16 protein-coding genes and 1 pseudogene are annotated in these 22842 nt (G+C 57.4%); 6 read left to right on the forward strand and 11 right to left on the reverse strand.

Going from position 1 to position 22842, the window contains the following annotated elements; translation table 11 throughout:
* Positions 1 to 115: 115 nt before the first annotated feature.
* The 3 genes from fusA to rpsL are packed head-to-tail and all read right to left on the reverse strand — an operon-like array spanning position 116 to position 3109.
* Positions 116 to 2233, reverse strand: coding sequence for an elongation factor G (fusA, locus tag GOV80_RS04335; RefSeq protein WP_170774631.1), 2118 nt, complete (start codon positions 2231 to 2233; stop codon positions 116 to 118).
* Between the two features lie 18 nt (positions 2234 to 2251).
* On the reverse strand, positions 2252 to 2722 hold the full coding sequence (gene rpsG / locus GOV80_RS04340; RefSeq protein ID WP_039529242.1) for a 30S ribosomal protein S7: 471 nt from the start codon (positions 2720 to 2722) through the stop codon (positions 2252 to 2254).
* A gap of 15 nt (positions 2723 to 2737) precedes the next feature.
* Positions 2738 to 3109 carry a 30S ribosomal protein S12 gene (rpsL, locus tag GOV80_RS04345; protein WP_005621086.1) on the reverse strand — a complete coding sequence of 124 codons (372 nt, stop codon included), beginning with the start codon at positions 3107 to 3109 and terminating at the stop codon, positions 2738 to 2740.
* Positions 3110 to 3507: 398 nt separating this feature from the next.
* Here rpsL and GOV80_RS04350 point away from each other — a divergent pair, with 398 nt between their 5' ends.
* Positions 3508 to 4314: a putative rhamnosyl transferase gene (locus GOV80_RS04350; protein WP_170783011.1), complete on the forward strand. Its 807-nt coding sequence runs from the start codon at positions 3508 to 3510 to the stop codon at positions 4312 to 4314.
* On the opposite strand, the gene GOV80_RS04355 is transcribed toward GOV80_RS04350, so the two are convergent.
* From GOV80_RS04355 to rplJ, 5 genes are all read right to left on the reverse strand, one after another.
* Positions 4299 to 5168, reverse strand: coding sequence for a DMT family transporter (locus GOV80_RS04355; protein ID WP_170783012.1), 870 nt, complete (start codon positions 5166 to 5168; stop codon positions 4299 to 4301). The two genes, GOV80_RS04350 and GOV80_RS04355, sit on opposite strands and share 16 nt — an antisense overlap.
* 580 nt (positions 5169 to 5748) lie before the next feature.
* Positions 5749 to 9990 (reverse strand): DNA-directed RNA polymerase subunit beta', encoded by a 4242-nt coding sequence (gene rpoC / locus GOV80_RS04360; RefSeq protein ID WP_170783013.1) that lies wholly within the window; start codon positions 9988 to 9990, stop codon positions 5749 to 5751.
* 50 nt (positions 9991 to 10040) lie between these two features.
* Positions 10041 to 14177 carry a DNA-directed RNA polymerase subunit beta gene (gene rpoB / locus GOV80_RS04365; protein WP_170783014.1) on the reverse strand — a complete coding sequence of 1379 codons (4137 nt, stop codon included), beginning with the start codon at positions 14175 to 14177 and terminating at the stop codon, positions 10041 to 10043.
* Positions 14178 to 14427: 250 nt separating this feature from the next.
* Positions 14428 to 14802 carry a 50S ribosomal protein L7/L12 gene (gene rplL / locus GOV80_RS04370; RefSeq protein ID WP_010441182.1) on the reverse strand — a complete coding sequence of 125 codons (375 nt, stop codon included), beginning with the start codon at positions 14800 to 14802 and terminating at the stop codon, positions 14428 to 14430.
* 79 nt (positions 14803 to 14881) lie between these two features.
* Complete coding sequence (gene rplJ, locus GOV80_RS04375; RefSeq protein WP_170774641.1) at positions 14882 to 15400, reverse strand: 50S ribosomal protein L10; 519 nt, start codon at positions 15398 to 15400, stop codon at positions 14882 to 14884.
* A gap of 376 nt (positions 15401 to 15776) precedes the next feature.
* On the opposite strand from rplJ, the gene GOV80_RS04380 reads away from it, so the two are divergent.
* Both GOV80_RS04380 and GOV80_RS04385 read left to right on the forward strand, forming a co-directional pair.
* The gene (locus tag GOV80_RS04380; protein WP_170783015.1) at positions 15777 to 16742 is read left to right on the forward strand and encodes a phosphotransferase family protein; all 966 of its coding nucleotides are present in this window, start codon (positions 15777 to 15779) and stop codon (positions 16740 to 16742) included.
* Between the two features lie 139 nt (positions 16743 to 16881).
* The gene (locus GOV80_RS04385) at positions 16882 to 17907 is read left to right on the forward strand and encodes a Hint domain-containing protein (protein ID WP_170783016.1); all 1026 of its coding nucleotides are present in this window, start codon (positions 16882 to 16884) and stop codon (positions 17905 to 17907) included.
* A 61-nt stretch (positions 17908 to 17968) separates the two neighbouring features.
* On the opposite strand, the gene rplA is transcribed toward GOV80_RS04385, so the two are convergent.
* A complete protein-coding gene (gene rplA, locus GOV80_RS04390) occupies positions 17969 to 18667 on the reverse strand; it encodes a 50S ribosomal protein L1 (RefSeq protein WP_170774647.1) in 699 nt (232 codons plus the stop codon).
* A gap of 1 nt (position 18668) precedes the next feature.
* A complete protein-coding gene (gene rplK / locus GOV80_RS04395; RefSeq protein WP_170774649.1) occupies positions 18669 to 19118 on the reverse strand; it encodes a 50S ribosomal protein L11 in 450 nt (149 codons plus the stop codon).
* Between the two features lie 361 nt (positions 19119 to 19479).
* Here rplK and GOV80_RS04400 point away from each other — a divergent pair, with 361 nt between their 5' ends.
* Together GOV80_RS04400 and GOV80_RS04405 are read left to right on the forward strand one after the other, a co-directional pair.
* Entirely contained in the window at positions 19480 to 20289 is an 810-nt protein-coding gene (locus tag GOV80_RS04400; RefSeq protein WP_214647957.1) for a hypothetical protein, read from the forward strand.
* Positions 20286 to 21050, forward strand: coding sequence for a hypothetical protein (locus GOV80_RS04405; protein WP_170783018.1), 765 nt, complete (start codon positions 20286 to 20288; stop codon positions 21048 to 21050). The genes GOV80_RS04400 and GOV80_RS04405 overlap by 4 nt, the downstream gene beginning before the upstream one ends.
* A gap of 86 nt (positions 21051 to 21136) precedes the next feature.
* Here the strand turns inward: GOV80_RS04405 and GOV80_RS04410 are convergent.
* A pseudogene (locus GOV80_RS04410) lies at positions 21137 to 21385 on the reverse strand (transcription termination/antitermination protein NusG); the annotation flags it as partial.
* A gap of 132 nt (positions 21386 to 21517) precedes the next feature.
* On the opposite strand from GOV80_RS04410, the gene GOV80_RS04415 reads away from it, so the two are divergent.
* Positions 21518 to 22753 carry a peptidoglycan-binding domain-containing protein gene (locus GOV80_RS04415; RefSeq protein ID WP_170783019.1) on the forward strand — a complete coding sequence of 412 codons (1236 nt, stop codon included), beginning with the start codon at positions 21518 to 21520 and terminating at the stop codon, positions 22751 to 22753.
* Positions 22754 to 22842: the final 89 nt, after the last annotated feature.

Below are 22842 nucleotides of genomic sequence, written 5' to 3' on the forward strand. Positions count from 1 at the left end.
CAATCGTGCCGATGTTGACGTGCGGTTTTGTACGCTCAAACTTTTCCTTTGCCATGATGGCCTCCTTTTTCGGTAATGAAGGGAGCCCGTAAACCGGACTCCCTCAAATCTTTGGTTATGCGTATTTCGCCTGGATCTCGTCCGAGATGTTCTGCGGAACCGGATCGTAGTGATCGAACTGCATGGTGAACTGGGCACGGCCCGACGACATCGAACGCAGAGTGTTGATGTAGCCGAACATGTTCGCCAGCGGAACGAACGCATCGATCGCGATCGCGTTGCCGCGCGGTTCCTGACCAGACACCTGGCCACGACGCGAGGTCAGGTCGCCGATGATACCGCCGGTATATTCTTCCGGGGTGATCACCTCGACCTTCATGATCGGTTCCAACAGCTTCGCGCCAGCTTTGCGCATGCCTTCACGCATACACATACGGGCCGCGATTTCGAACGCCAGAACGCTCGAGTCAACGTCGTGGAACTTACCGTCCAGCAAGGCAACCTTGAAGTCGATCACGGGGAAGCCAGCCAGCGGGCCGCTATCCATGACCGAGTTGATGCCTTTTTCAACACCCGGGATGTATTCCTTCGGAACGGCACCACCAACGATGCGGCTTTCGAACGAATAACCTTCGCCTGGCTCGGTCGGCTGGATTTCCAGCTTAACTTCACCAAACTGACCCGAACCACCCGACTGTTTCTTGTGGGTGTAGGTGTGTTCAACCGGCATCGAGATGGTTTCACGATAGGCCACCTGCGGTGCACCAATGTTCGCTTCAACCTTGAACTCGCGCTTCAGACGGTCAACCAGGATGTCCAGGTGAAGTTCGCCCATGCCCTTCATGATGGTCTGACCCGATTCCAGGTCGGTTTCCACGCGGAAGGACGGGTCTTCGGCGGCCAGACGGGCCAGACCCTGGGACATCTTCTCTTGGTCGCCCTTGGTTTTGGGCTCAACCGCGATCTCGATCACCGGATCGGGGAAGGTCATGGTTTCCAGAACCACCGGATCCTTCGCGTCACACAGGGTGTCACCGGTGGTGGTGTCTTTCAGACCTGCCAGCGCGATGATATCGCCTGCAAACGCTTCTTCGATCTCTTCCCGGTTGTTCGAGTGCATCATCATCATACGACCGATGCGCTCTTTCTTACCTTTGGTCGAGTTCAGGATCGAGTCACCCTTGTTCATGGTGCCCGAGTAGATCCGAGTGAATGTCAGCGAGCCAACGAAGGGGTCGTTCATGATTTTGAACGCCAGACCCGAGAAGGCCATGTCGTCGTCTGCACGACGTGCGATGTCACGAACTTCTTCCTCGTCGCCGGGTTTGAAGCCCATGTAATCAACAACGTCCAGCGGGCTGGGCAGATAGTCGATCACAGCGTTAAGCAGAGGCTGAACGCCTTTGTTCTTGAACGCCGAGCCACCCAGAACCGGAACAAACGCGATGTCCAGGGTCCCTTTGCGCAGCAGGGCGCGCAGGGTCGGAACGTCGGGCTCATTGCCTTCCAGGTATTCCATCATCGCGTCGTCGTCCATTTCGACGGCCGCTTCGATCATCTTGCCGCGCCATTCGTCAGCCATGTCTTTCAGGCTGTCGCGGATCGGAGCTTTGATCCAGCTTGCGCCCAGATCTTCGCCCTGCCACAGCCACTCTTCCATGGTAACCAGGTCAATCAGACCTTCCAGCTCGGACTCGGCGCCGATCGGAATGCCAACCGGAACGGCGCGTGCGCCGGTGCGGTCTTCGATCATGCGAACGCAGTTGAAGAAGTCTGCGCCGATCTTGTCCATCTTGTTGACGAAAACCATACGCGGAACCTTGTAGCGGTCAGCCTGACGCCACACGGTTTCGGTCTGGGGCTCAACACCGGCGTTTGCGTCCAGAACGCAGACGGCACCGTCGAGAACCGCCAGCGAGCGTTCGACTTCGATGGTGAAGTCAACGTGGCCGGGGGTGTCGATGATGTTCAGGCGGTGCTTGGGGGTATCGGCGGTTTTACCGTCTTCGGTGCGCTCCCAGAAAGTGGTGGTCGCAGCCGAAGTGATGGTGATGCCGCGTTCCTGCTCCTGCTCCATCCAGTCCATGGTGGCTGCACCATCGTGCACCTCACCGATGTTGTGAGATTTACCAGTGTAATACAGGATACGCTCCGAGCAGGTGGTCTTACCTGCGTCGATGTGCGCCATGATACCGAAGTTACGGTATAGTTCGAGCGGATATTCGCGTGCCATTTTGGATAAGCCTCTGGATTACCAACGGTAGTGGCTGAAGGCTTTGTTCGCCTCGGCCATCTTGTGGGTGTCTTCGCGCTTCTTCACGGCAGTACCGCGGGACTGTACAGCGTCCAGCAGCTCACCGGCGAGGCGTTCTTCCATGGTGTTTTCGTTGCGACCGCGCGCGGCGGTGATCAGCCAGCGGATGGCCAGTGCTTCGCGGCGCTCGGGGCGTACTTCGACCGGAACCTGATAGGTTGCACCACCAACCCGGCGCGAGCGAACCTCGACCGACGGTTTGATGTTGTCGAGCGCTTCGTGGAAAACTTCGACAGGTGCGCGCTTGATCTTGTTCTCAACACGGTCAAAGGCGTTGTAAACGATGCGCTCTGCGACCGACTTCTTGCCGTCGATCATCAGGTTGTTCATGAACTTGGTCAGAACCTTGTCGCCAAATTTGGCGTCAGGCAGGACTTCGCGTTTTTCGGCGGCGTGACGACGTGACATATCAGCCTCTCCTTCTTACTTGGGACGCTTCGCGCCGTATTTCGAACGACGTTGCTTACGATCTTTGACGCCCTGAGTATCCAGAACACCGCGCAGGATGTGGTAACGCACACCGGGAAGGTCTTTTACACGGCCGCCACGGATCAGAACAACCGAGTGTTCCTGCAGGTTGTGGCTTTCACCGGGGATGTACGAGATGACCTCGAACCCGTTGGTCAGGCGCACTTTGGCAACCTTACGCATAGCCGAGTTCGGCTTTTTCGGTGTGGTGGTATACACACGGGTGCAGACGCCGCGTTTCTGCGGGCACTGCTCCAGGTGCATGGACTTCGAGCGTTTTACTTTGGGCTGCCGCGGCTTGCGGATCAGCTGTTGAATAGTTGGCATTCCGGTTTCTTCCCCGTTTTGCAACACACATGACATGCACGCGGGTTGCGTGCGGTTAAACTTTGCTGCACTCATGCGTCCACAAGCGCAAAACCCGCGAGCGTTCCCATTCCGAGGTGAACGTCGCGGTTGGTTATCAGAGGACGCGAACTGCAAAATTGTCCGGGTCTTGACCAGTCCATTACTGAGATCGGTTTTGGGGCGGCCCCCGGTACCGAGATGGGCGCGTAATAGGGGGAGTCGGCGCAAGTGTCAACAGTACACCGGACCCACCGCACGACAGGCCGCTTTGCGCTGATATATCCGGTCCGATTGTCGGCCGCCAGTACTGCTGACCGTTGCGAGTTCGCGACCGCAGGGGCATAGTCAGCCACAACGCCACGCACTACGGATGACCCATGCAAATCATCGGCCTGTGCCGCTTTTCCTACCCCGCTCATGGCGGCTTTCAGGTCGAACATGACACGATCGAGGAACGGCGCGCCTATCTCTACCACCCTACCCGGCTGGAAGAGAGGTTTCGCCTGTTCGAAACCACCACTCTGCCCTGTCTGCGCGAACAGACGGATGAGGATTTCCAATTGCTCATCGTGATCGGGGATTGCCTACCGAAACCCGCCTTTGATCGGCTGCACGACCTGACCACAGGCATGAAGCAGGTGCAGATCATCGCCCGTCGCCCCATGCGCCACCGCCGGGTGATGAAAGAGATCCTGAACGCCGCACGTCACGATCCCAACATGCCCTGCATCCAATTCCGGCATGATGATGACGACGCCGTGTCGGTGGATTTCGTCGAACGGCTACGTATCGCCGCTGACGAAGGCGGCGCGCTGATGCGCAACCACAAAACGGTTGCCATCGACTATAACCAAGGGTTTCTGGCACGGTTCGGGCCCGAGGGCATTCACGCCGCGCAGGTGTTTCAACCGCTGCTGGGGATCGGGTTTGCCATGTACGTGCGGGGTGGAAGTGATCTGACAATCATGAATTTTGGGCATCACCGGATCGGTAACTACATGCCGGTGATCAGCTATCCAGACGCGCCGATGTGGGTGCGCACGCTGAATTCGTTCAACGATTCACCCCATGCCCGCAAAAGCAACACTCAGCTTGCACCCCTGACCCCCGAACAAGAGGGCGAGTTCATCGCCCGCTTTGCCATCGATCAGGACGCCGTGCGTCGGGTTCACTCGGGTGGGTGAACTGCCCGCTCACGGAATAGGGTGAAAAGCCCGGCACCCACGACCAGCGCGGCACCTGCCATGGTTACAGCGTCTGGCCAGTCTCCGAACACGACCCAACCCAAACCCAGGGCCCAAAGCAAGCTGGAGTAACGAAACGGCGCGATGAACCCCACATCGCCCTCGCGCATAACCATGACGCTGAACAGATAGCCCATCAGTACAAACACCGCCGCCGTCCCCACCATCACGCCCGCTCCGGGCGAAACTGGCACCCAACCTGTTGATACGGTCGCAATCGAGGCCGAAACGGTGATGGTGACGCTTGTGGCCAGCGTCACAACCAGCGACGGCACCTCACTGGACATGCGCCGCGTGATTAGATCCCGCACCGTGACCGAGATCACGGCGATCAGTGCGTAAATCGCATAGATGCTAAACCCCTCCGGACCTGGTCGGACGATCAGCAGCATCCCCACAAACCCCATCCCGATAGCCAGAATGCGCCGCCACCCGATCTGTTCGCGAAAAAACAGAACCGCGCCCAAAGTCACGGTCAGCGGCAGTGCCTGCAAGACCGCCGTCACATTGGCAAGCGGCATATGCAGCAGTGCGGTCAGGAAAAAGAACGTGGCCGACAGTTCGGCCAGGCTACGCGCACCGATCAGCCACTTGTCATGTCGCGGGAAGTGCAAATGCAGCGCCCCCAGGTTGCGCGCCATAAGATACACAAGAACCGTCGCCAATACCCCGCGCATGGCCACCATCTGGAACAGAGGTACCTCGGCCCCTGCCAGCTTGATCAGCGTATCATTGATGGTAAACGCCGCCATACTGCCCATCATCAGCAGGGCGCCTTTTATGTTTGGGGTCATGGAAACAGAACTCAGATATCTTCATACTCATTCGCGGGGATGACGAACTGCAAGTCAATACACGCGGCCGGAAAAGTGATTTGCAAGTCGTATCAATGTGTTAAAAAATTTGACCATTCTGACGTCAGTTTTTTGGAGAGTTTATGTTTGCGAAGAATTCTCAAGGTTTTGGTCAGCAACCACGTCGCTACCAAACCAGTGGTGTTCAGCCGCAACCAAAAGCAAGTGTGGCACAGCCGCGCGCCCGCAAGCCTAAGTCTGCCCCGACCCCTATCAGATTTGACCTAATGTTTTGGGGCGCTCTCTGCTCGTTTGTTGTGTTTTTTTCTATTTTTAAACCTTCAAGCAATTTCTGATCTGGCACCGGAATCTGTGAAAAACGGTAACACCCCAGGCGCGTTTGTGGGGGTTGCGCTTGGCGTTCTGTTCCTGAATCTGAGCATTTGAGCGCATGTCTGTCGCATTGCCTGAGCCCACTGCGCGGTTTTTTTGATACTATCGGCCCTCTGTTCAGCAAGACCACAACAACAAAAAAGGCCCCGCGTTTCCGCAGGGCCTGTTCTTTGTTCTGAAACCGCGCTTATTCGCGGCTTTCGGGGGCGTCGACCACGATGTCCAGCTCATCCCCGACCATGTCGTCGTCGATGACCGGCGCCGCCAGCGCAGCAGCCGCTTCGGCCTCTTCGCGGCGGGCTTCGATGACGACGTTATCGCGGGTCTGGGCGACCTGACGCACGGCCTGAGTGGCACCACCGGTACCGGCGGGAATCAGACGACCGACGATGACGTTCTCCTTCAGGCCAACCAGCTTGTCTTTCTTGCCCTGAACCGAAGCTTCGGTCAGGACACGAGTGGTTTCCTGGAACGACGCCGCCGAGATGAACGAACGCGTTTGCAGCGAGGCTTTGGTGATCCCCAGAAGGATCGGCTCGCCTTGGGCCGGACGACCACCGCGGGCGATGGTCTTCTCGTTGGCCGCGTCGAACTCTTGCTTGTCGACATGCTCGCCTTTCAGCAGGGTGGTGTCGCCTGAATCCAGGATCTCCCACTTCTGCAGCATCTGGCGCACGATGACCTCGATGTGCTTGTCATTGATCTTCACGCCCTGCAGACGATAGACGTCCTGCACCTCGTCGATCATGTAATCCGCCAGCGCTTCGACACCCATGATGGAAAGGATGTCGTGCGGAGCCGGGTTACCGTCCATCAGGTATTCACCCTTCTGGATGAAGTCCCCTTCGGCGACCGGGATGTGCTTGCCCTTGGGTACCATGTACTCGATGGTCTCCATGGACTCGTCCGCCGGTTCGATGCTGATGCGGCGCTTGTTCTTGTAGTCGCGGCCAAAGCGCACGTAACCATCGGCTTCTGCGATGATCGCGTGATCTTTTGGACGGCGGGCTTCGAACAGTTCGGCCACACGCGGCAGACCACCGGTGATGTCCTTGGTCTTGGCACCTTCACGCGGGATACGCGCTACAACGTCACCGGCTTCGACGGTCTGACCGTCTTCGACCGAAAGGATCGCATCCACCGACATCGGATAGTGAACCGGGTTGCCCGCGTCGTTGCGGACTGGTTCGCCATCTTCACCAACCAGAATGATCTCGGGCTTGAGGTCGCTGCCTTTGGGGGCCGCGCGCCAGTCGATCACGATCTTCTGGGTCATACCGGTTGCTTCGTCGGTCTCGTCGCGGACAGCAAGGCCCGAAACCAAGTCGACATATTTCGCAGTACCGGCTTTCTCGGCGATGATCGGCAGGGTGTAGGGATCCCATTCGAACAGCTTGTCGCCGCGGGCAACCGTTGCGCCGTCCTTGACGAACAGCTTCGATCCATAGCCCAGCTTGAAGCTGGCACGCTCTTCGCCGTGTTCGTCGTTGATAACCAGCTTCATGTTCCGGCCCATGACCAGGCTTTCGCCTGCGGCATTGATCAGAATCTGCGGGTTCTCGAACGCGACAACGCCTTCCTGGTTGGCTTCCTGGAACGACTGCTGACCACCTTGCGCAACACCACCGATGTGGAAGGTCCGCATGGTCAGCTGCGTACCGGGTTCACCGATCGACTGCGCGGCGATGATGCCGACAGCTTCACCCGTGTTGACCATGGTGCCGCGTGCAAGGTCACGACCATAGCAGGTTGCACAGACGCCTTCCTCGGACTCACAGGTCAGAGGCGAACGGATGCGCATCGACGCAACACCGGCCTCGTCGATGGTGTCGGCCATACGTTCGTCGATCAGCTGACCAGCTGCGACGATCACCTCATCGGTGCCCGGACGCAGAACATCGTCAGCCGCCACACGGCCCAGCACACGTTCGGCCAGCGAGGCAACAACCTCACCGTCGTTCACGGCTGCTTCGGCTGTGATTGCACGTTCTGTGCCACAGTCGATCTCACGCACGATACAGTCCTGCGCCACGTCCACCAGACGACGGGTCAGGTACCCCGAGTTCGCCGTCTTCAGAGCGGTATCCGACAGACCCTTACGGGCACCGTGGGTCGAGTTGAAGTACTCGAGAACGGTCAGACCTTCTTTAAAGTTTGAGATGATCGGCGTTTCGATGATGTCACCGTTCGGCTTGGCCATCAGGCCGCGCATACCGCCCAGCTGTTTCATCTGAGTGACCGAGCCACGCGCACCCGAGTGGGCCATCATGTAGACCGAGTTCGGTTCCTGCTCGGAGCCGTCCTCAGCCCGATCCGACGACGAGATCGTCGACATCATCGCCTCGGTGACGCGGTCGTTACACTTCGACCAGGCATCGACAACTTTGTTGTACTTTTCACCCTGAGTGATCAGGCCGTCCATGTACTGCTGTTCAAAGTCCTTCACCTGACCGCGGGTGTCATCAACGATGCCCCACTTGTCATCGGGAATGACCATGTCGTCCTTACCGAACGAGATGCCCGCCTTGAACGCTTCTTTGAAGCCCATCGACATGATCTGGTCACAGAAGATAACCGACTCTTTCTGACCGCAATACCGGTAGACGGTGTCGATCACCTGCTGCACTTCTTTCTTCCGCAGCAGGCGGTTGACCAGATCGAAAGGCGCCTTGTTGTTCATCGGCAACAGAGCACCCAGACGCAGACGGCCCGGAGTGGTGTCATAGCGCTTCTGAACTTCGTTGCCTTCGTCGTCGATCTGCGTGATCCGCGCGGTGATCTTGGAGTGCAGGTGCACTTCGCCGGAATCCAGCGCGTGCTGAACTTCGTCGATCGAACCGAACACCTTGCCTTCACCCGGCATGCCTTCGCGCTCCAGGGTCACATAGTAGAGACCCAGGATCATATCCTGCGACGGAACGATGATCGGCGCGCCGTTTGCAGGCGACAGAACGTTGTTCGTCGACATCATCAGAACACGGGCTTCCAGCTGCGCCTCAAGGCTCAGCGGGACGTGAACAGCCATCTGGTCACCGTCGAAGTCGGCGTTAAAAGCCGAACAGACCAGCGGGTGCAGCTGGATGGCTTTACCTTCGATCAGGACCGGCTCGAACGCCTGAATGCCCAGACGGTGCAGAGTCGGCGCACGGTTCAGCATGACAGGGTGTTCGCGGATCACCTCATCGAGGATATCCCACACTTCGGGACGCTCTTTCTCGACCAGTTTCTTCGCCTGTTTCACGGTCGAAGACAGACCCTTGGCTTCAAGGCGCGAGTAGATGAACGGCTTGAACAGTTCCAGCGCCATCTTCTTGGGCAGACCACACTGGTGCAGCTTGAGTTCCGGACCGGTCACAATGACCGAACGGCCCGAGAAGTCGACGCGTTTCCCCAAAAGGTTCTGACGGAAGCGACCCTGCTTACCCTTCAGCATGTCCGACAGCGATTTCAGCGGACGCTTGTTGGCACCGGTGATCACGCGGCCACGACGGCCGTTGTCGAACAGAGCATCCACGGATTCCTGCAACATCCTCTTTTCGTTACGCACGATGATGTCAGGCGCGCGCAGTTCGATCAGACGCTTGAGACGGTTGTTCCGGTTGATGACGCGGCGGTACAGATCGTTCAGATCCGAAGTCGCGAAACGGCCACCATCCAGCGGAACCAGCGGACGCAGTTCCGGCGGAATGACCGGGATCACGGTCATCACCATCCACTCTGGCCGGTTGCCCGACTCGAGGAAGGATTCAACAACCTTCAAACGCTTGATGATTTTCTTGGGCTTCAGTTCACCGGTTGCTTCGGCCAGATCAGCGCGCAGCTGCTCAGCTTCGGCTTCCAGATCAATCTGGGCCAGCATCTCGCGGATGGCTTCGGCACCGATATTCGCGGTGAACGCGTCCATGCCGTAAGCATCCTGCGCGTCCATGTACTCTTCTTCGGTCAGCATCTGGCCATAGGTCAGGTCGGTCAGACCGGGCTCGATAACGACATAGTTTTCAAAGTAAAGAACGCGTTCCAGATCGCGCAGCGTCATGTCCAGCATCAGACCGATGCGGGACGGCAGCGATTTCAGGAACCAGATATGCGCAACGGGCGCGGCCAGTTCGATATGGCCCATACGCTCGCGGCGGACTTTCTGCAGGGTGACTTCCACACCGCATTTCTCGCAGACAACGCCGCGATACTTCATCCGCTTATATTTGCCGCACAGACATTCGTAGTCTTTGATCGGGCCAAAGATACGCGCGCAGAACAGGCCGTCACGCTCGGGCTTGAACGTCCGGTAGTTGATGGTTTCGGGTTTCTTGATCTCGCCATAGGACCAAGACAGGATCCGCTCGGGCGACGCCAACGAGACCTTGATCTCGTCAAAGACCTTCGGGGGCGTCAGCGGGTTGAACGGGTTGTTGGTGATTTCCTGGTTCATTTGTTACCTCAAATCTTGCGGAAGGGGGGACGGGAGAAAGGGCAGCGCCCTTACTCCTCAACCTCCGCATCCAGGAGTTCCATATTCAGGCCGAGGCCACGGACTTCTTTAACCAGAACGTTGAACGATTCCGGTACGCCCGCTTCAAAGTTATCCTCGCCCTTGACGATCGACTCATAGACCTTCGTCCGGCCAGCTACGTCATCCGATTTCACCGTCAGCATCTCTTGCAGGGTGTAGGCGGCGCCGTAAGCTTCCAAGGCCCAGACTTCCATCTCACCAAAGCGCTGACCACCGAACTGCGCCTTACCGCCCAGCGGCTGCTGGGTCACCAGGCTGTACGGCCCGGTCGAACGCGCGTGGATTTTGTCGTCCACAAGGTGGTGCAGTTTCAGCAGGTACTTGATGCCCACGGTCACGGGACGTGCAAACTGCTCACCGGTACGACCGTCGAACAGAACCGACTGACCGCTTTCCGAGAAGCCGGCACGCACCAGCGCGTCGTTGACGTCAGCCTCTTTGGCACCGTCAAAGACCGGGGTTGCGATCGGAACACCGCGGGTCACATTGCCCGCAGCCTCGATCAGGCCATCCTCGTCCAGACCGGTGATGCCTTCTTCGTAGACATCTTCGCCATAGGCCAGCTTCATCGCTTCGCGCACCGGGGTCAGGTCGCCGGACCGGCGGTATTCACCCAGAGCGTCGTCAATGTTCAGACCCAGACCGCGCGCGGCCCAACCCATGTGGGTTTCAAGGATCTGACCGACGTTCATACGCGAAGGCACACCCAGCGGGTTCAGACAGAAGTCAACCGGAGTACCATCGGCCAGGAACGGCATGTCTTCCATCGGAACAACCTTGGAGATCACACCTTTGTTCCCGTGACGACCGGCCATCTTGTCGCCCGGCTGCAGCTTGCGCTTCACGGCGATGAAGACTTTAACCATCTTCATCACACCCGGCGGCAGGTCGTCGCCACGGCGGACTTTTTCGACCTTGTCTTCGAAACGAGCGTCCAGAGCGCGTTTCTGCACTTCGTACTGCTCGTTCAGAGCCTCAACGATCTGTGCGTCCTGCTCGCCTTCCAGCGCCAGCTGCCACCACTGACCACGGGTCAGGGTTTCCAGCAGTTCCTCGGTGATCACCGACCCTGCCTTGACGCCTTTCGGGCCTTTGACAGCGGTTTTGCCCAGGATCAGGCCTCGCAGACGCGCATAGATGTTGCGGTCAAGGATCGCCAGCTCGTCGTCCCGGTCACGGGCCAGACGTTCGACTTCCTCACGCTCGATCTGCAGCGCACGCTCGTCTTTTTCGACGCCGTGACGGTTGAAAACGCGGACCTCAACGACCGTACCGTAATCGCCCGGCTTCACGCGCAGCGAGGTGTCGCGCACGTCAGATGCTTTTTCACCAAAGATGGCGCGCAGCAGCTTTTCTTCCGGGGTCATCGGGCTTTCGCCCTTCGGAGTGATCTTGCCGACCAGAATATCGCCCGGCTCAACATCCGCGCCGATGTAAACGATGCCCGCCTCGTCGAGGTTGCGCAGCGCTTCTTCACCCACATTCGGGATGTCACGGGTGATCTCTTCCGGGCCCAGCTTGGTGTCACGGGCGGCGACTTCAAATTCCTCGATATGGACCGAGGTAAAGACGTCGTCACGCGCGATACGTTCCGAGATCAGGATCGAGTCTTCGTAGTTGTAACCGTTCCACGGCATGAACGCGACGACCACGTTTTTACCAAGTGCCAGTTCACCCATATCGGTCGACGGACCGTCGGCAATGACCTCGCCCTTCTGGACGGTGTCACCCACCTTGATCAGCGGACGCTGGTTGATGCAGGTGTTCTGGTTCGAACGCTGGAATTTGCGCAGACGATAGATGTCAACGCCAGCGTCGCCCAGTTCCAGATCCTCAGTCGCGCGGATAACGATACGCTGGGCATCGACCTGGTCGATGATACCGGCGCGTTTCGCCTGAATCGCAGCGCCCGAGTCAATCGCAACCTTTTCCTCAATGCCGGTACCGACCAGCGGTGCCTCGGCCCGCAGCAGCGGAACCGCCTGACGTTGCATGTTCGAGCCCATCAGAGCGCGGTTGGCGTCGTCATTTTCAAGGAACGGGATCAGCGATGCAGCGACCGATACCAGCTGTTTCGGCGACACGTCGATCAGGTCAACATTCTCGCGCGGAGCGAGGGTGTAGTCACCGGCCTGACGGGTCGACACCAGATCATTGATGAACTTGCCATCCGCATCCAAGGTCGCGTTCGCCTGCGCCACGGTGTGACGCATTTCTTCGGTCGCGGACATGTAGTGAACCTCATCGGTCACCTCGGCGTCTTTGACGACACGATAGGGTGTTTCGATGAAGCCATACTTGTTCACGCGGGCAAAGGTGGCCAGCGAGTTGATCAGACCGATGTTCGGACCTTCGGGCGTTTCAATCGGGCACATCCGGCCATAGTGGGTCGGGTGTACGTCGCGTACCTCAAAGCCCGCACGCTCACGCGTCAGACCACCGGGGCCAAGCGCCGAGAGGCGGCGTTTGTGGGTGACTTCCGACAGCGGGTTGGTCTGGTCCATGAACTGCGACAGCTGCGACGAGCCGAAGAATTCGCGGACAGCAGCCGCAGCCGGTTTCGCGTTGATCAGGTCCTGAGGCATGACGGTGTCGATCTCGACTGACGACATACGCTCTTTGATCGCGCGTTCCATACGCAGCAGGCCAACGCGGTACTGGTTCTCCATCAGTTCGCCGACCGAGCGCACACGTCGGTTGCCGAGGTGGTCGATATCGTCCACGTCGCCTTTGCCGTCACGCAGTTCCACCAGCGCCTTGATGCAGGCCACGATGTCTTCGCGGCGCAGGGTACGCAGAGTGTCAGGCGCGTCCAGAGCCAGACGCATGTTCATCTTCACGCGACCAACAGCGGACAGGTCATAGCGCTCGCTGTCGAAGAACAGCGTGTCGAACAGAGCCGACGCAGCCTCGACGGTGGGCGGTTCGCCCGGGCGCATGACGCGGTAGATGTCCATCAGCGCGGTTTCGCGGCTCATGTTCTTGTCCTGAGCCATGGTGTTGCGCATGTAGGGGCCGACATTAACGTTGTCGATGTCCAGAACCGGGATGTCGGTGATGCCCGCATCCATCAGGTCCTTGACGGTGCCACCGATAAGGTCGCCGTCCTTGTCGTATTCCAGGGTCAGCTCATCACCGGCTTCGACATAGATCGCGCCGTTTTCTTCGTTGATGATGTCCTTTGCGACATACTTGCCGACGATGTTGTCGAAGGGAACTAGCAGGTCGGTGACGTTGCCTTCGTCTATCAGCTTCTTCACGGCGCGCGGCGTGACTTTCTTGCCCGCTTCGGCAATCACTTCACCTGATTTCGCGTCGATCAGATCGTATGTCGGACGGGTCCCGCGCACACGCTCGGGGAAGAACGGCGTGACCCAGCCTTTCTTCTTGTCCAGCTTGTAGGACACGGTGTTGTAATACGCGTCCATGATCGCTTCCTGATCCAGACCCAGTGCGTACAGCAGGGTGGTCACAGGCAGCTTGCGGCGACGGTCGATACGGGCGAACACGATGTCCTTGGCGTCGAACTCAAAGTCCAGCCAGCTGCCGCGATACGGGATGATGCGGCAGGCAAACAGCAGTTTACCGGACGAGTGGGTCTTGCCCTTGTCGTGGTCAAAGAACACACCGGGCGAGCGGTGCATCTGGCTGACAATTACACGCTCGGTGCCGTTCACGATGAACGTTCCGTTCGGTGTCATCAGGGGCATGTCGCCCATGAACACGTCCTGTTCCTTGATGTCTTTGACCGATTTCGCGCCGGTGTCCTCATCGACATCAAACACGATCAGACGCAGAGTAACCTTCAGCGGCGCGCTGTAGGTCATGTCGCGCTGCATGCACTCTTCGACGTCATATTTGGGTTTTTCCAGATCGTATTTCACGAACTCCAGCACGGAGGTTTCGTTGAAATCCTTGATCGGGAAAACCGACTGGAACACGCCTTTGATGCCTTCGCCGTCTGTGGGCTGTTCTGCATCGCCGGAGCGCAGGAAAAGATCATATGAAGATTTCTGGACCTCAATGAGGTTCGGCATTTCCAAAACTTCGCGGATTTTGCCGTAATATTTACGAAGACGTTTCTGGCCAAGGAACGTTTGAGCCATGTCAGATGTCACCTTTCGATGTTCTCAGCGGGCAAAGACACCGTCGGGCCCCGGCATCTTGCACAATCGAGACGACACGTCCGGATCAATTCGTGGCCACCGTCCCGAAGGTGGCCTCCCGATCCGAAAACCGTGTCTTAGAAAACGCCCCAAGACATGAGGCCCTTTCTAAGACAGGTTCGGCTGGACCCGGATTTCTCTGGGCCCAGCCTGAATTTTCGGCGCATCAGCGATGCACCTGTCGGTTGGCTTAGGCCAGCTCGACTTCGGCGCCAGCTGCTTCCAGCTTGCCTTTGACTTCTTCGGCTTCGTCTTTCGACACGCCTTCTTTGATCTTGCCGCCAGCTTCGACCAGTTCCTTGGCTTCTTTCAGGCCCAGACCGGTGATGCCGCGAACTTCTTTGATCACGTTGATTTTCGAAGCGCCGGCGTTCTTCAGAACGACGTCGAATTCGGTTTTTTCTTCCTCAGCTGCGCCACCGGCGTCGCCACCAGCTGCAACCATTACGGCGCCGCCAGCTGCGGGCTCGATGCCGTATTCGTCTTTGAGGATGGTTTTCAGTTCTTGTGCTTCCAGCAGGGTCAGACCCACGATGCTTTCTGCGAGTGCTTTCAGATCAGCCATTTTATCAGCTCTTTCCGTTTACAGTGTGTGTTCCAACGTCAGGGAGTGTTCCCTACGCAGATCATTCAGTGCCAACCGCTTACGCAGCTTCCGCCTTCTCTTCGATGGTGGAAAGGATGCTTGCGATGTTGCTTGCAGGTGCGCCAATCGCGCCGGCGATGTTCGAAGCAGGTGCGCCAATGCAGCCCACGATCGAAGCAATAAGCTCCTCGCGAGACGGCATTTTCGAAACTGTTTCGACGCCTTTGCGGTCCAGAGCGTTCTCGCCCATTGCACCGCCAAGGATTTCGAACTTCTTGTTCTCCTTGGCGAAGTCCTCGGCCACCTTGGCTGCTGCCACGGGGTCCTCGGAATAGGTCAGAACGGTCATACCCGTCAGCAGGTCAGCGATGCTCTCACATGGCTTTCCGTCGAGGGCGATTTTGGCGAGCCTGTTCTTGGCAACACGCACGGCACCACCCGCGTCACGAGCACGTGCGCGAAGGTCCTGCATCTCGGCAACTGTCAGACCGGCGTAGTGAGCTACCACTACGACGCCAGAGCTTTCGAAGATTTGGCCGAGTTCCTCGACCACTTTCTCTTTCTGGGCTCTATCCACAGTTCTCTCCAAGTTTGGGATGTTGGACATCCCGGCTCATATTTGCTGCGGCCGAAACCACAGCGTTCAGGTCCGTTGTTACGGGATTGGCCAAAATGCGCCCGAGGATCGCGACCCTCAGAATTCTTTGGTCTTACCCGTCTCAGGCAGGAGATTAAGGGGCCATATGGCACCGCCCACCGTCTTGGACGAAACGAAATAAAGCGCACGACGAATCGCACGCTTTACTCCGCAAGTCTCTTTAGGGCAGATGGCGTGGGTTTCCAAGAGGTAAATTGCGGATTAGGCGCGGTTTTGCCATGGCATTGACAAGGGCTGCAACTGCCCGTCCATTGGGCAGATTATCAGACACGCCTGGACACGGTTCCCTCCAAGAATGCACCCCCTTTCGGACGAAGAATTTCACCGCGCCTCCCGCTATGTGGACGAGTTCGCCCGGCAAATCGGGGCCAATCCGGTTGGTGCGTTCGATTGCATCTACCGATCTCATGACTTTCCTGACACGCGTATGGTGATTAAACTGTGTGCTGCACATGAGGTGTACGCCCTCAAGATCGACATCGACTCCCCTGACACTGGACGGCTGAAACAAGAATTCGGCCACCTTAACACCTTGTCGGAGTACTTTTCGCCTAAGAAAGAGTCCGACGTCGTGCACCCGGTCTATCTTTCGCCGTCTCAGGTGTTCTTTGTCACCCCCTTCATCGACCGACCAACCGCCGCAGACCTGATCCACAACAGCATAGATGACGCCCAAGTCGCCCAGATCTATCGCCGCGCCGGCGCGTGGCTGAACGATCTACATTCTTTCCGTCCGTCCAAGGAGTACGGATTTCGCCCCAAATGGATGACTGACCTGATCGCAGAGTTGAACGCACAGGTTCCACCTTCGGTTCGGGCCGACAGTGACGTCATGCTCAGGGTGCTGTTGGCCGAGATGGCTGGCCTGAGGGGCGCGCCGGAGACCCAGGTCCTGGCCCATGGTGATTTCCACAGCCAGAACCTGATTGTCGGGCAAGGGCAGATGGTCGGGCTGGATTTTACTGAAACCCGCGAAAAACTGGCGGTTTATGATATTGTAGACTTCCTGAAGTCAGATGTTTTCCGCAACGCGCCGACCGACGCCATTGACCGCAGTGGAACCGTGCAAGCCAACAAACAGATGTTCCTACGTCGATATCGCCACCCGTTCCGTATGGACGTCCTCGATTTCTGTCTGCGTGCCCGACTATTGATTGACTGGCTGTCCCTTTGGCAAGCTGATCACCCATATAGCGCCTATGATGAGGACAGGCGGCAAAGGCTCGGCGACCGGTTGCGTCTTGCGTTCCAAAAGCCCTGACTACACTGACGCTTTTTTGTAACGACATGGAAAGGTTTTGATATTTACCCTCTCGACCTGCACCAATATTTTGGTCCAGATTGCCTCGAAAAAATGATCCGTGATCCGGATCTTCATCAGCTACAGGTGTTCGTATTCAATGGTACTTCGCAGCTTTTTTGCCCAGGACAGTGAAGCTCTGATCGTCACGTCCAGCCCCGACAGCTCGATTGAAGGCGATCCGATCATCAACAACTCGGACACCCCCGACGGAACGATTTTTGAATACTCCGGAGGCTTTGGCACCACTGTCACGCTGGATGACACCAGCGGCAGCCCTAACGTCTTCAACGATGACCAAGAAGCCGGGCACGTCATCACGGATGGTGGCGGTATCGTCGCCGACGGTACCCAGGTCGAATCCGAATCCATCATCGTTGTCCGCGCCCTCGACGAAAACGGAGTACCTACCGGCCCCGAGATCGAGATTTATGTCTTTTCGCAAAATGGCATCACCTCGGACGTTTGGGGTTTTGCAACATCCGAACCGCTGACACCCGGCACGTCCTACATCAAGATTTCCGGTTCCAACGCTGGGTCGTCTTCCTATGATGACTATATCCCTTGCTTTGGCCCCGGCACGTTGATCGAAACCGTCGATGGCGAAGTCGAAGTAGCCCTGCTGAAAAAAGGTCAAATGGTCTGGACCCGCGACGCCGGGTTCCAACCCATTCTGTGGATCGGCACAACCGAAGTGCAAGGCACCGGCGCCTTTGCCCCTGTCGTCATCGAAAAAGATGCGATTGGAAACAGCCGCAAGCTTATCTTGTCGCCACAGCACCGGGTACTGGTCTCGGCCCCCGTCACCGACATGCTGTTCGGCTCATCCGAAGTCTTCGTTGCCGCCAAACACCTGTGTGGCCTGCCTGGCGTTGAAATCTGCGAAATGGACAGTATCACCTACACGCATTTCATGTTCGACCGGCATCATATCGTCCGCTCGAACGGGGCACTGACTGAAAGCTATTTCTTTGGCGACACCGCCAAACACGCCCTGTCAGAGGCCCAACGGTCCGAGATTCTAACCCTATTCCCCATGTTGAAATTCGGAGTCTCTGCTTTCGGCGAAACCGCGGCCTCGACCATCAGCGCCCGCGAGGCAGAGGTTCTGCGCGCTTACCTGTAAACGCAAAAAAACCGGGCTGCATTTCGGCAACCCGGTTTCAAATCTGCATTGACGGAAGGGCTTATTCGCCCGACGCAGCCGCCACATCCAGGGTCACACCGGGGCCCATGGTCGAGCTCAGTGCGATCTTTTTCATGTAGGTGCCTTTTGCACCCGACGGCTTGGCCTTGGCCACAGCCGAGACGAAAGCACGGACGTTTTCGGCCAGCTTAGCTTCGTCAAACGACGCTTTGCCAACGCCTGCGTGCACAACGCCGCCTTTTTCCGCCTTGAACTGAACTTCACCGCCTTTGGCTGCTTCCACGGCCGCTTTCACGTCCATGGTCACGGTGCCAACCTTGGGGTTCGGCATCAAGTTGCGGGGGCCCAGAACCTTACCCAGACGGCCAACGATGGGCATCATGTCCGGGGTCGCAATGCAGCGATCGAATTCGATGGTGCCGCCCTGAATGGTTTCCATCAGGTCTTCTGCTCCAACGATATCCGCACCTGCTTCTTTCGCTTCGTCCGCCTTGGGACCACGCGCGAACACAGCAACGCGCATCGCTTTACCGGTGCCGTTGGGCAGACCAACAACGCCACGAACCATCTGGTCTGCGTGACGAGTGTCAACGCCCAGGTTCATCGCGATTTCGATGGTCTCGTCGAATTTCGAGGTTGCATTGGCTTTGACCAGGGCAACTGCATCTTCAACCGACAGGTTTTCTTTGCCGGCGACAGCTTCGCGCGCAGCGCGGGTGCGTTTACCAAGTTTTGCCATCTTACTTCACCTCGATGCCCATGGAGCGGGCCGAGCCCAGGATGATCTGCATTGCGCCTTCGATATCGTTGGCATTCAGATCTTTCATTTTGGCTTCGGCGATTTCGCGAACCTGCTTCGAGGTCACGGTTGCCACGGTCTCGCGACCGGGGTTTTCCGCGCCACGGGGGCGGTTACGCTTGCCAACCGGCTTCAGGCCAGCGGCTTTTTTCAGGTAATAAGACGCGGGCGGCGTCTTGATGTCCATGGTGAAGGACTTGTCCTGATAATAGGTGATCACAGTCGGGCAAGGGGCGCCTTGCTCCATGTCTGCGGTCTTGGCGTTGAACGCCTTGCAGAATTCCATGATGTTGATGCCGCGCTGACCCAGCGCCGGACCAACTGGCGGCGAAGGGTTCGCCTGACCTGCAGGAACCTGCAGCTTCATTGTACCAGCAAGCTTCTTGGCCATTTGGTTTTCCTTTCAACTCGGGTGAAACGCGTTTCACCCAGACTATGTTGCGTGGTCCGATCCGGGATCGCGATCCCAGCAACCTCCCACGAGAGAATCTCGCCCGAAGACGATAGAGGCGGCATTTATAGTGGAATGGTGGGGTTGGCAAGTGGATGTCGCGCTATTGCCAGTTTGACTTTTTGTATTGTCCGGACCTCAGTGGCTTTTGGGAACAATCAAACAGAATAATTCATCTGAATACATAAGTTGCGTCAGAGAACAAGGCGGGTATCTTGGAGCAAATTGGCTACAAAAGAAGTGATCAGGGATGGCGTCATCTCGGCTAAACAAGGGGCTACTGATATGCGTGCTCTTAGCTATGTTGCCCGGATGCGGCAGCAAAGCTCAGGATCAGGGTGGTGCGTCCGACGCAACTTCCCAAACCAGCGTGTCCAACACCGATGCTGCTTTCGATGCGACAGGAATTGATCCCAGCACCTATTCGGGTCAGTTTCAGGTCAAGCTGACCAAAGAAGTTCCGCTGCGCGATATTCCAGTCCCCTTCACAGTCTACGCCGGCCTGGAGGAATCCAGCCCAACTCGGCTGCGATTGCGGGCGTTCATGGATTTGCGCGGATTGCAGGAAAAGGCACCGCAAATACTGACCGGTCCGTTGGAAGAAACCTGCAAGCGTCAGATCTATCTCGACATCCAAGACGTCACCGCCATAGGTGAAACCGTAAAGGTTAAGGGTTCGGCTCGTGCTCAATTCACGCGGTGCAAACGGAATGAAGAACCGGGCTTTCAATATTTTGGGGCCACGGTAGATGCAATTGCTGTCGCCAAGGCGGAAGTTAAGGGCCAATGCCTTACATTCAGTATCGAAAGCGCGGACCTCAGCCCGCGTGGGTTCATCGGAACTGTTACCAATCTTTTCGGGCTGACCGACCGCATCAACGAAGCGATCCTTGAAAAGGGTGGAGAGTTTCTGGCAGCCAACCCGGTTTGCCCACCACTGCCGGAAGAATTCACAGTTCTTGATCCAATTTACGAGTCTGGTGGAACACGTGAAGTTGCACCCGGGGGAATGGGCGCTGCTGTTGTTGGATCAGCCGACGTAAGCGCCGAGACAATAGTCAAAGTTCTTGCGGGTCTAAAGAACCTTGGTGTTTTGGAGTTTGCTGAATGAGGCTTTGGTTAATTATCCCAGTCTTGATGGCAGCCGTAGTGGGTGCCCGAGCCCCATACGCCCAACAGGTGGATTTTATCATCGACGCGACGTTGCCAGTTCGCGATACGGATTTGCCCTACAAGCTAAATCTGACCCTAACTGCCGTTGACACTACACGGATAGGCGTCGGAGCATTACTCGACTTACGGGGCGCACAGAAAATTGTGCCCGAAAGACTGGCTGACAACGCGATAGTCGACAATTGCGGTCTGCAAGTCAGGCTGGATGACATAAGCTTTGGGGCCAAGGACGATGCAATTGATTTAGACGGCGAGGTTACTGTTACACTCTTTGAGTGCAGCCGCACCAGTGAGCGCGATTTTCAACGCGGCCAAGAAAAGAATTCCATTCTGGCGAACATGTCCACCGAAGCGACTGTCGAACTGCGCGACAATTGCGCCTACATCAAACTAATCGATCTCACGCTCACGGCGCCTAAAGCGCAGCGCGAACAAATCTTGGAAGACGACACCCTCGAGTCCGTAAAAGAATTGATGCTGGCAGCTGTAGATCTTGTGCTCAACGAAACCCCATTGTGCCCGGAATTGCCGGCGGAACTCGCTTCACTTGACCCGGTCTACGAAAGCGGTGGCCCGCGCGAGATCGGAGACGGTGGACTTGGTATATTGCTTGACGGATCTGTTGATGTCAGCCCGTCAACAATTCTGGATGTATTGACAGTGCTTCAGCAACAGGAACTCATTCCCGGTCGGCCCTAACCTCGGAGTGTTGCAACCGTTTCTTGCCAAAAAAGCGCCGCAGTGTTTTGGGCAGCACGGGCGTTCCATTTCCAGGCACAGAGCGTTTAGCCCTGCTTCGTAACCTGCGTAAAGTCCAGCTCCACCGGTGTTTCCCGACCAAAGATCGAGACCGAAACTTTCAGCTTCTGGATCTGGTCATCCACGCCTTCGACCATGCCATCAAAATCCTCGAATGGGCCGTCGTTGACCTTGGCCTTCTCGCCAACTTCACAGCTGATCATCAGTTTCGGCGCTTCTTCGCCTTCCTGAACGCGGTTGATAGAGTTCACTAGGTTATAACCCTGTTTCTGCATCGCGCCTCGGGAAAAACCTCCGCCAGCAAAGCAAATCCCCGCGCACCGATCACGTCTTGGCTATTGTGACACTGCACGAGGGGCAGTTGTGCTATAGTGACTGCAACTATACGTATTTGGCGGAGGTTTATTATGATTATTCGATTCATCACAACACTGGGCATCGCGCTCTCGCTTGCCATTACAGCTCCACAGGTGGCCCGAGCGGATGCGGGCGAAATTCTTGGCGGTGCCGTCGTGGGTGGCGTCATTGGCTACGCAATCGGTAAAGAGCAAGGAAAGAAGCAATCCAGCCGATCAACAACAACGCGGACTTACAGATCGGGTATTCCGTCCACCTCACAGGGCGCTCAAACACAGACTGCCCTGAACTATTTCGGCTACAATGCCGGACGAGTCGATGGCCAAGTCGGGGGCGGTACCCGCGCCGCGATCGAGCGGTATCAGGCATCGATGGGCTATCCGGTCAATGGCTATGACTTCCCCCCCTATCAAAGCGACTTTCTGAACCAGGCCTACTACTGGGCGACCAGCGGCGGGCAGGCCGCGACGCAACTGTCGGGTCAGCCACTTTTGTTTGCCTATCGTCAGCAGGTTCACAGCGGTGCAGCGCTGGCGGCTGCCCCGCAGCCCCAGGCTCAGGCTCCGGCCCCTATCACTCCGGTTGTGACTGCCCAGCCCGAGACCACACCCGCAGAAGCCCCAACCGAAACCGCATCGACGGGCAGCTTGCCCAGCCTCTTTGCCGGTGGCACAGCACGGCCCTCACTTGCCAACCGGTGCAGTGCGGTGATGCTGCAAACCTCGACCAATGGCGGATACACCACACTGGCCAATATGTCGGACCCAGATTTCGCCCTGAGCGAGCAGTTCTGCCTGGCCCGTAGCTATGCCATGGCGCGTGGTGAAGAACTGATCCAGGACATTCAGGGCCTGACCCCCGATCAGATCAGCACGCAATGTGCCGCCTTTGGTGACACCCTGTCGCCGCAGGTGGTTGCGCTTTCGCTCAGCTCGAAAGCCGATGCGGAAAGCCAGATGCGCAAATTCGCTCTGGATACCGGGCTGAGCCCAGCCGATCTGTCCGCCACAAGCAAGGTCTGTCTGTCGCTCGGCTACCGTCAGGACAACATGGATACCGCAGTTGGCTCGGCACTGATGCTGGTCGCCTTGGGTGAGCCTGCCTACGGAGAACTGGTCGGCCACCACCTGCGCGAAGGCTTTGGGGTGCAGGAACGTCAGGACCTTGCAATGCAATGGTATGACGCAAGCCTGTCGGCGCTTGACGCCGGATCGCAAGCGGTGTTCCTGCCGTCGCAAACCGACCGCCCGCAGCTTTTGCGTGCGGCCATGGTGCAGGCGCAATAAGCGGAGCGTTAAAAAACCAACTTTTGTGGCACTGAAAAGAAAAACGCCGCGTTGCTCATGGCAGCGCGGCGTTAGAAATTGCTGTGAAG

Origin of the sequence: Ruegeria lacuscaerulensis (genome assembly GCF_013034685.1) — a bacterium.
GTDB lineage: Bacteria > Pseudomonadota > Alphaproteobacteria > Rhodobacterales > Rhodobacteraceae > Ruegeria > Ruegeria lacuscaerulensis_B.

Coding starts and splice junctions, on each gene's coding strand:
- fusA (WP_170774631.1), bottom strand. CDS start 2,233: ATGGCACGCGAATATCCGCTCGAACTATACCGTAACTTCGGTATCATG.
- rpsG (WP_039529242.1), bottom strand. CDS start 2,722: ATGTCACGTCGTCACGCCGCCGAAAAACGCGAAGTCCTGCCTGACGCC.
- rpsL (WP_005621086.1), bottom strand. CDS start 3,109: ATGCCAACTATTCAACAGCTGATCCGCAAGCCGCGGCAGCCCAAAGTA.
- GOV80_RS04350 (WP_170783011.1), top strand. CDS start 3,508: ATGCAAATCATCGGCCTGTGCCGCTTTTCCTACCCCGCTCATGGCGGC.
- GOV80_RS04355 (WP_170783012.1), bottom strand. CDS start 5,168: ATGACCCCAAACATAAAAGGCGCCCTGCTGATGATGGGCAGTATGGCG.
- rpoC (WP_170783013.1), bottom strand. CDS start 9,990: ATGAACCAGGAAATCACCAACAACCCGTTCAACCCGCTGACGCCCCCG.
- rpoB (WP_170783014.1), bottom strand. CDS start 14,177: ATGGCTCAAACGTTCCTTGGCCAGAAACGTCTTCGTAAATATTACGGC.
- rplL (WP_010441182.1), bottom strand. CDS start 14,802: ATGGCTGATCTGAAAGCACTCGCAGAAAGCATCGTGGGTCTGACCCTG.
- GOV80_RS04380 (WP_170783015.1), top strand. CDS start 15,777: ATGCACCCCCTTTCGGACGAAGAATTTCACCGCGCCTCCCGCTATGTG.
- GOV80_RS04385 (WP_170783016.1), top strand. CDS start 16,882: ATGGTACTTCGCAGCTTTTTTGCCCAGGACAGTGAAGCTCTGATCGTC.
- rplA (WP_170774647.1), bottom strand. CDS start 18,667: ATGGCAAAACTTGGTAAACGCACCCGCGCTGCGCGCGAAGCTGTCGCC.
- rplK (WP_170774649.1), bottom strand. CDS start 19,118: ATGGCCAAGAAGCTTGCTGGTACAATGAAGCTGCAGGTTCCTGCAGGT.
- GOV80_RS04400 (WP_214647957.1), top strand. CDS start 19,480: ATGTTGCCCGGATGCGGCAGCAAAGCTCAGGATCAGGGTGGTGCGTCC.
- GOV80_RS04405 (WP_170783018.1), top strand. CDS start 20,286: ATGAGGCTTTGGTTAATTATCCCAGTCTTGATGGCAGCCGTAGTGGGT.
- GOV80_RS04415 (WP_170783019.1), top strand. CDS start 21,518: ATGATTATTCGATTCATCACAACACTGGGCATCGCGCTCTCGCTTGCC.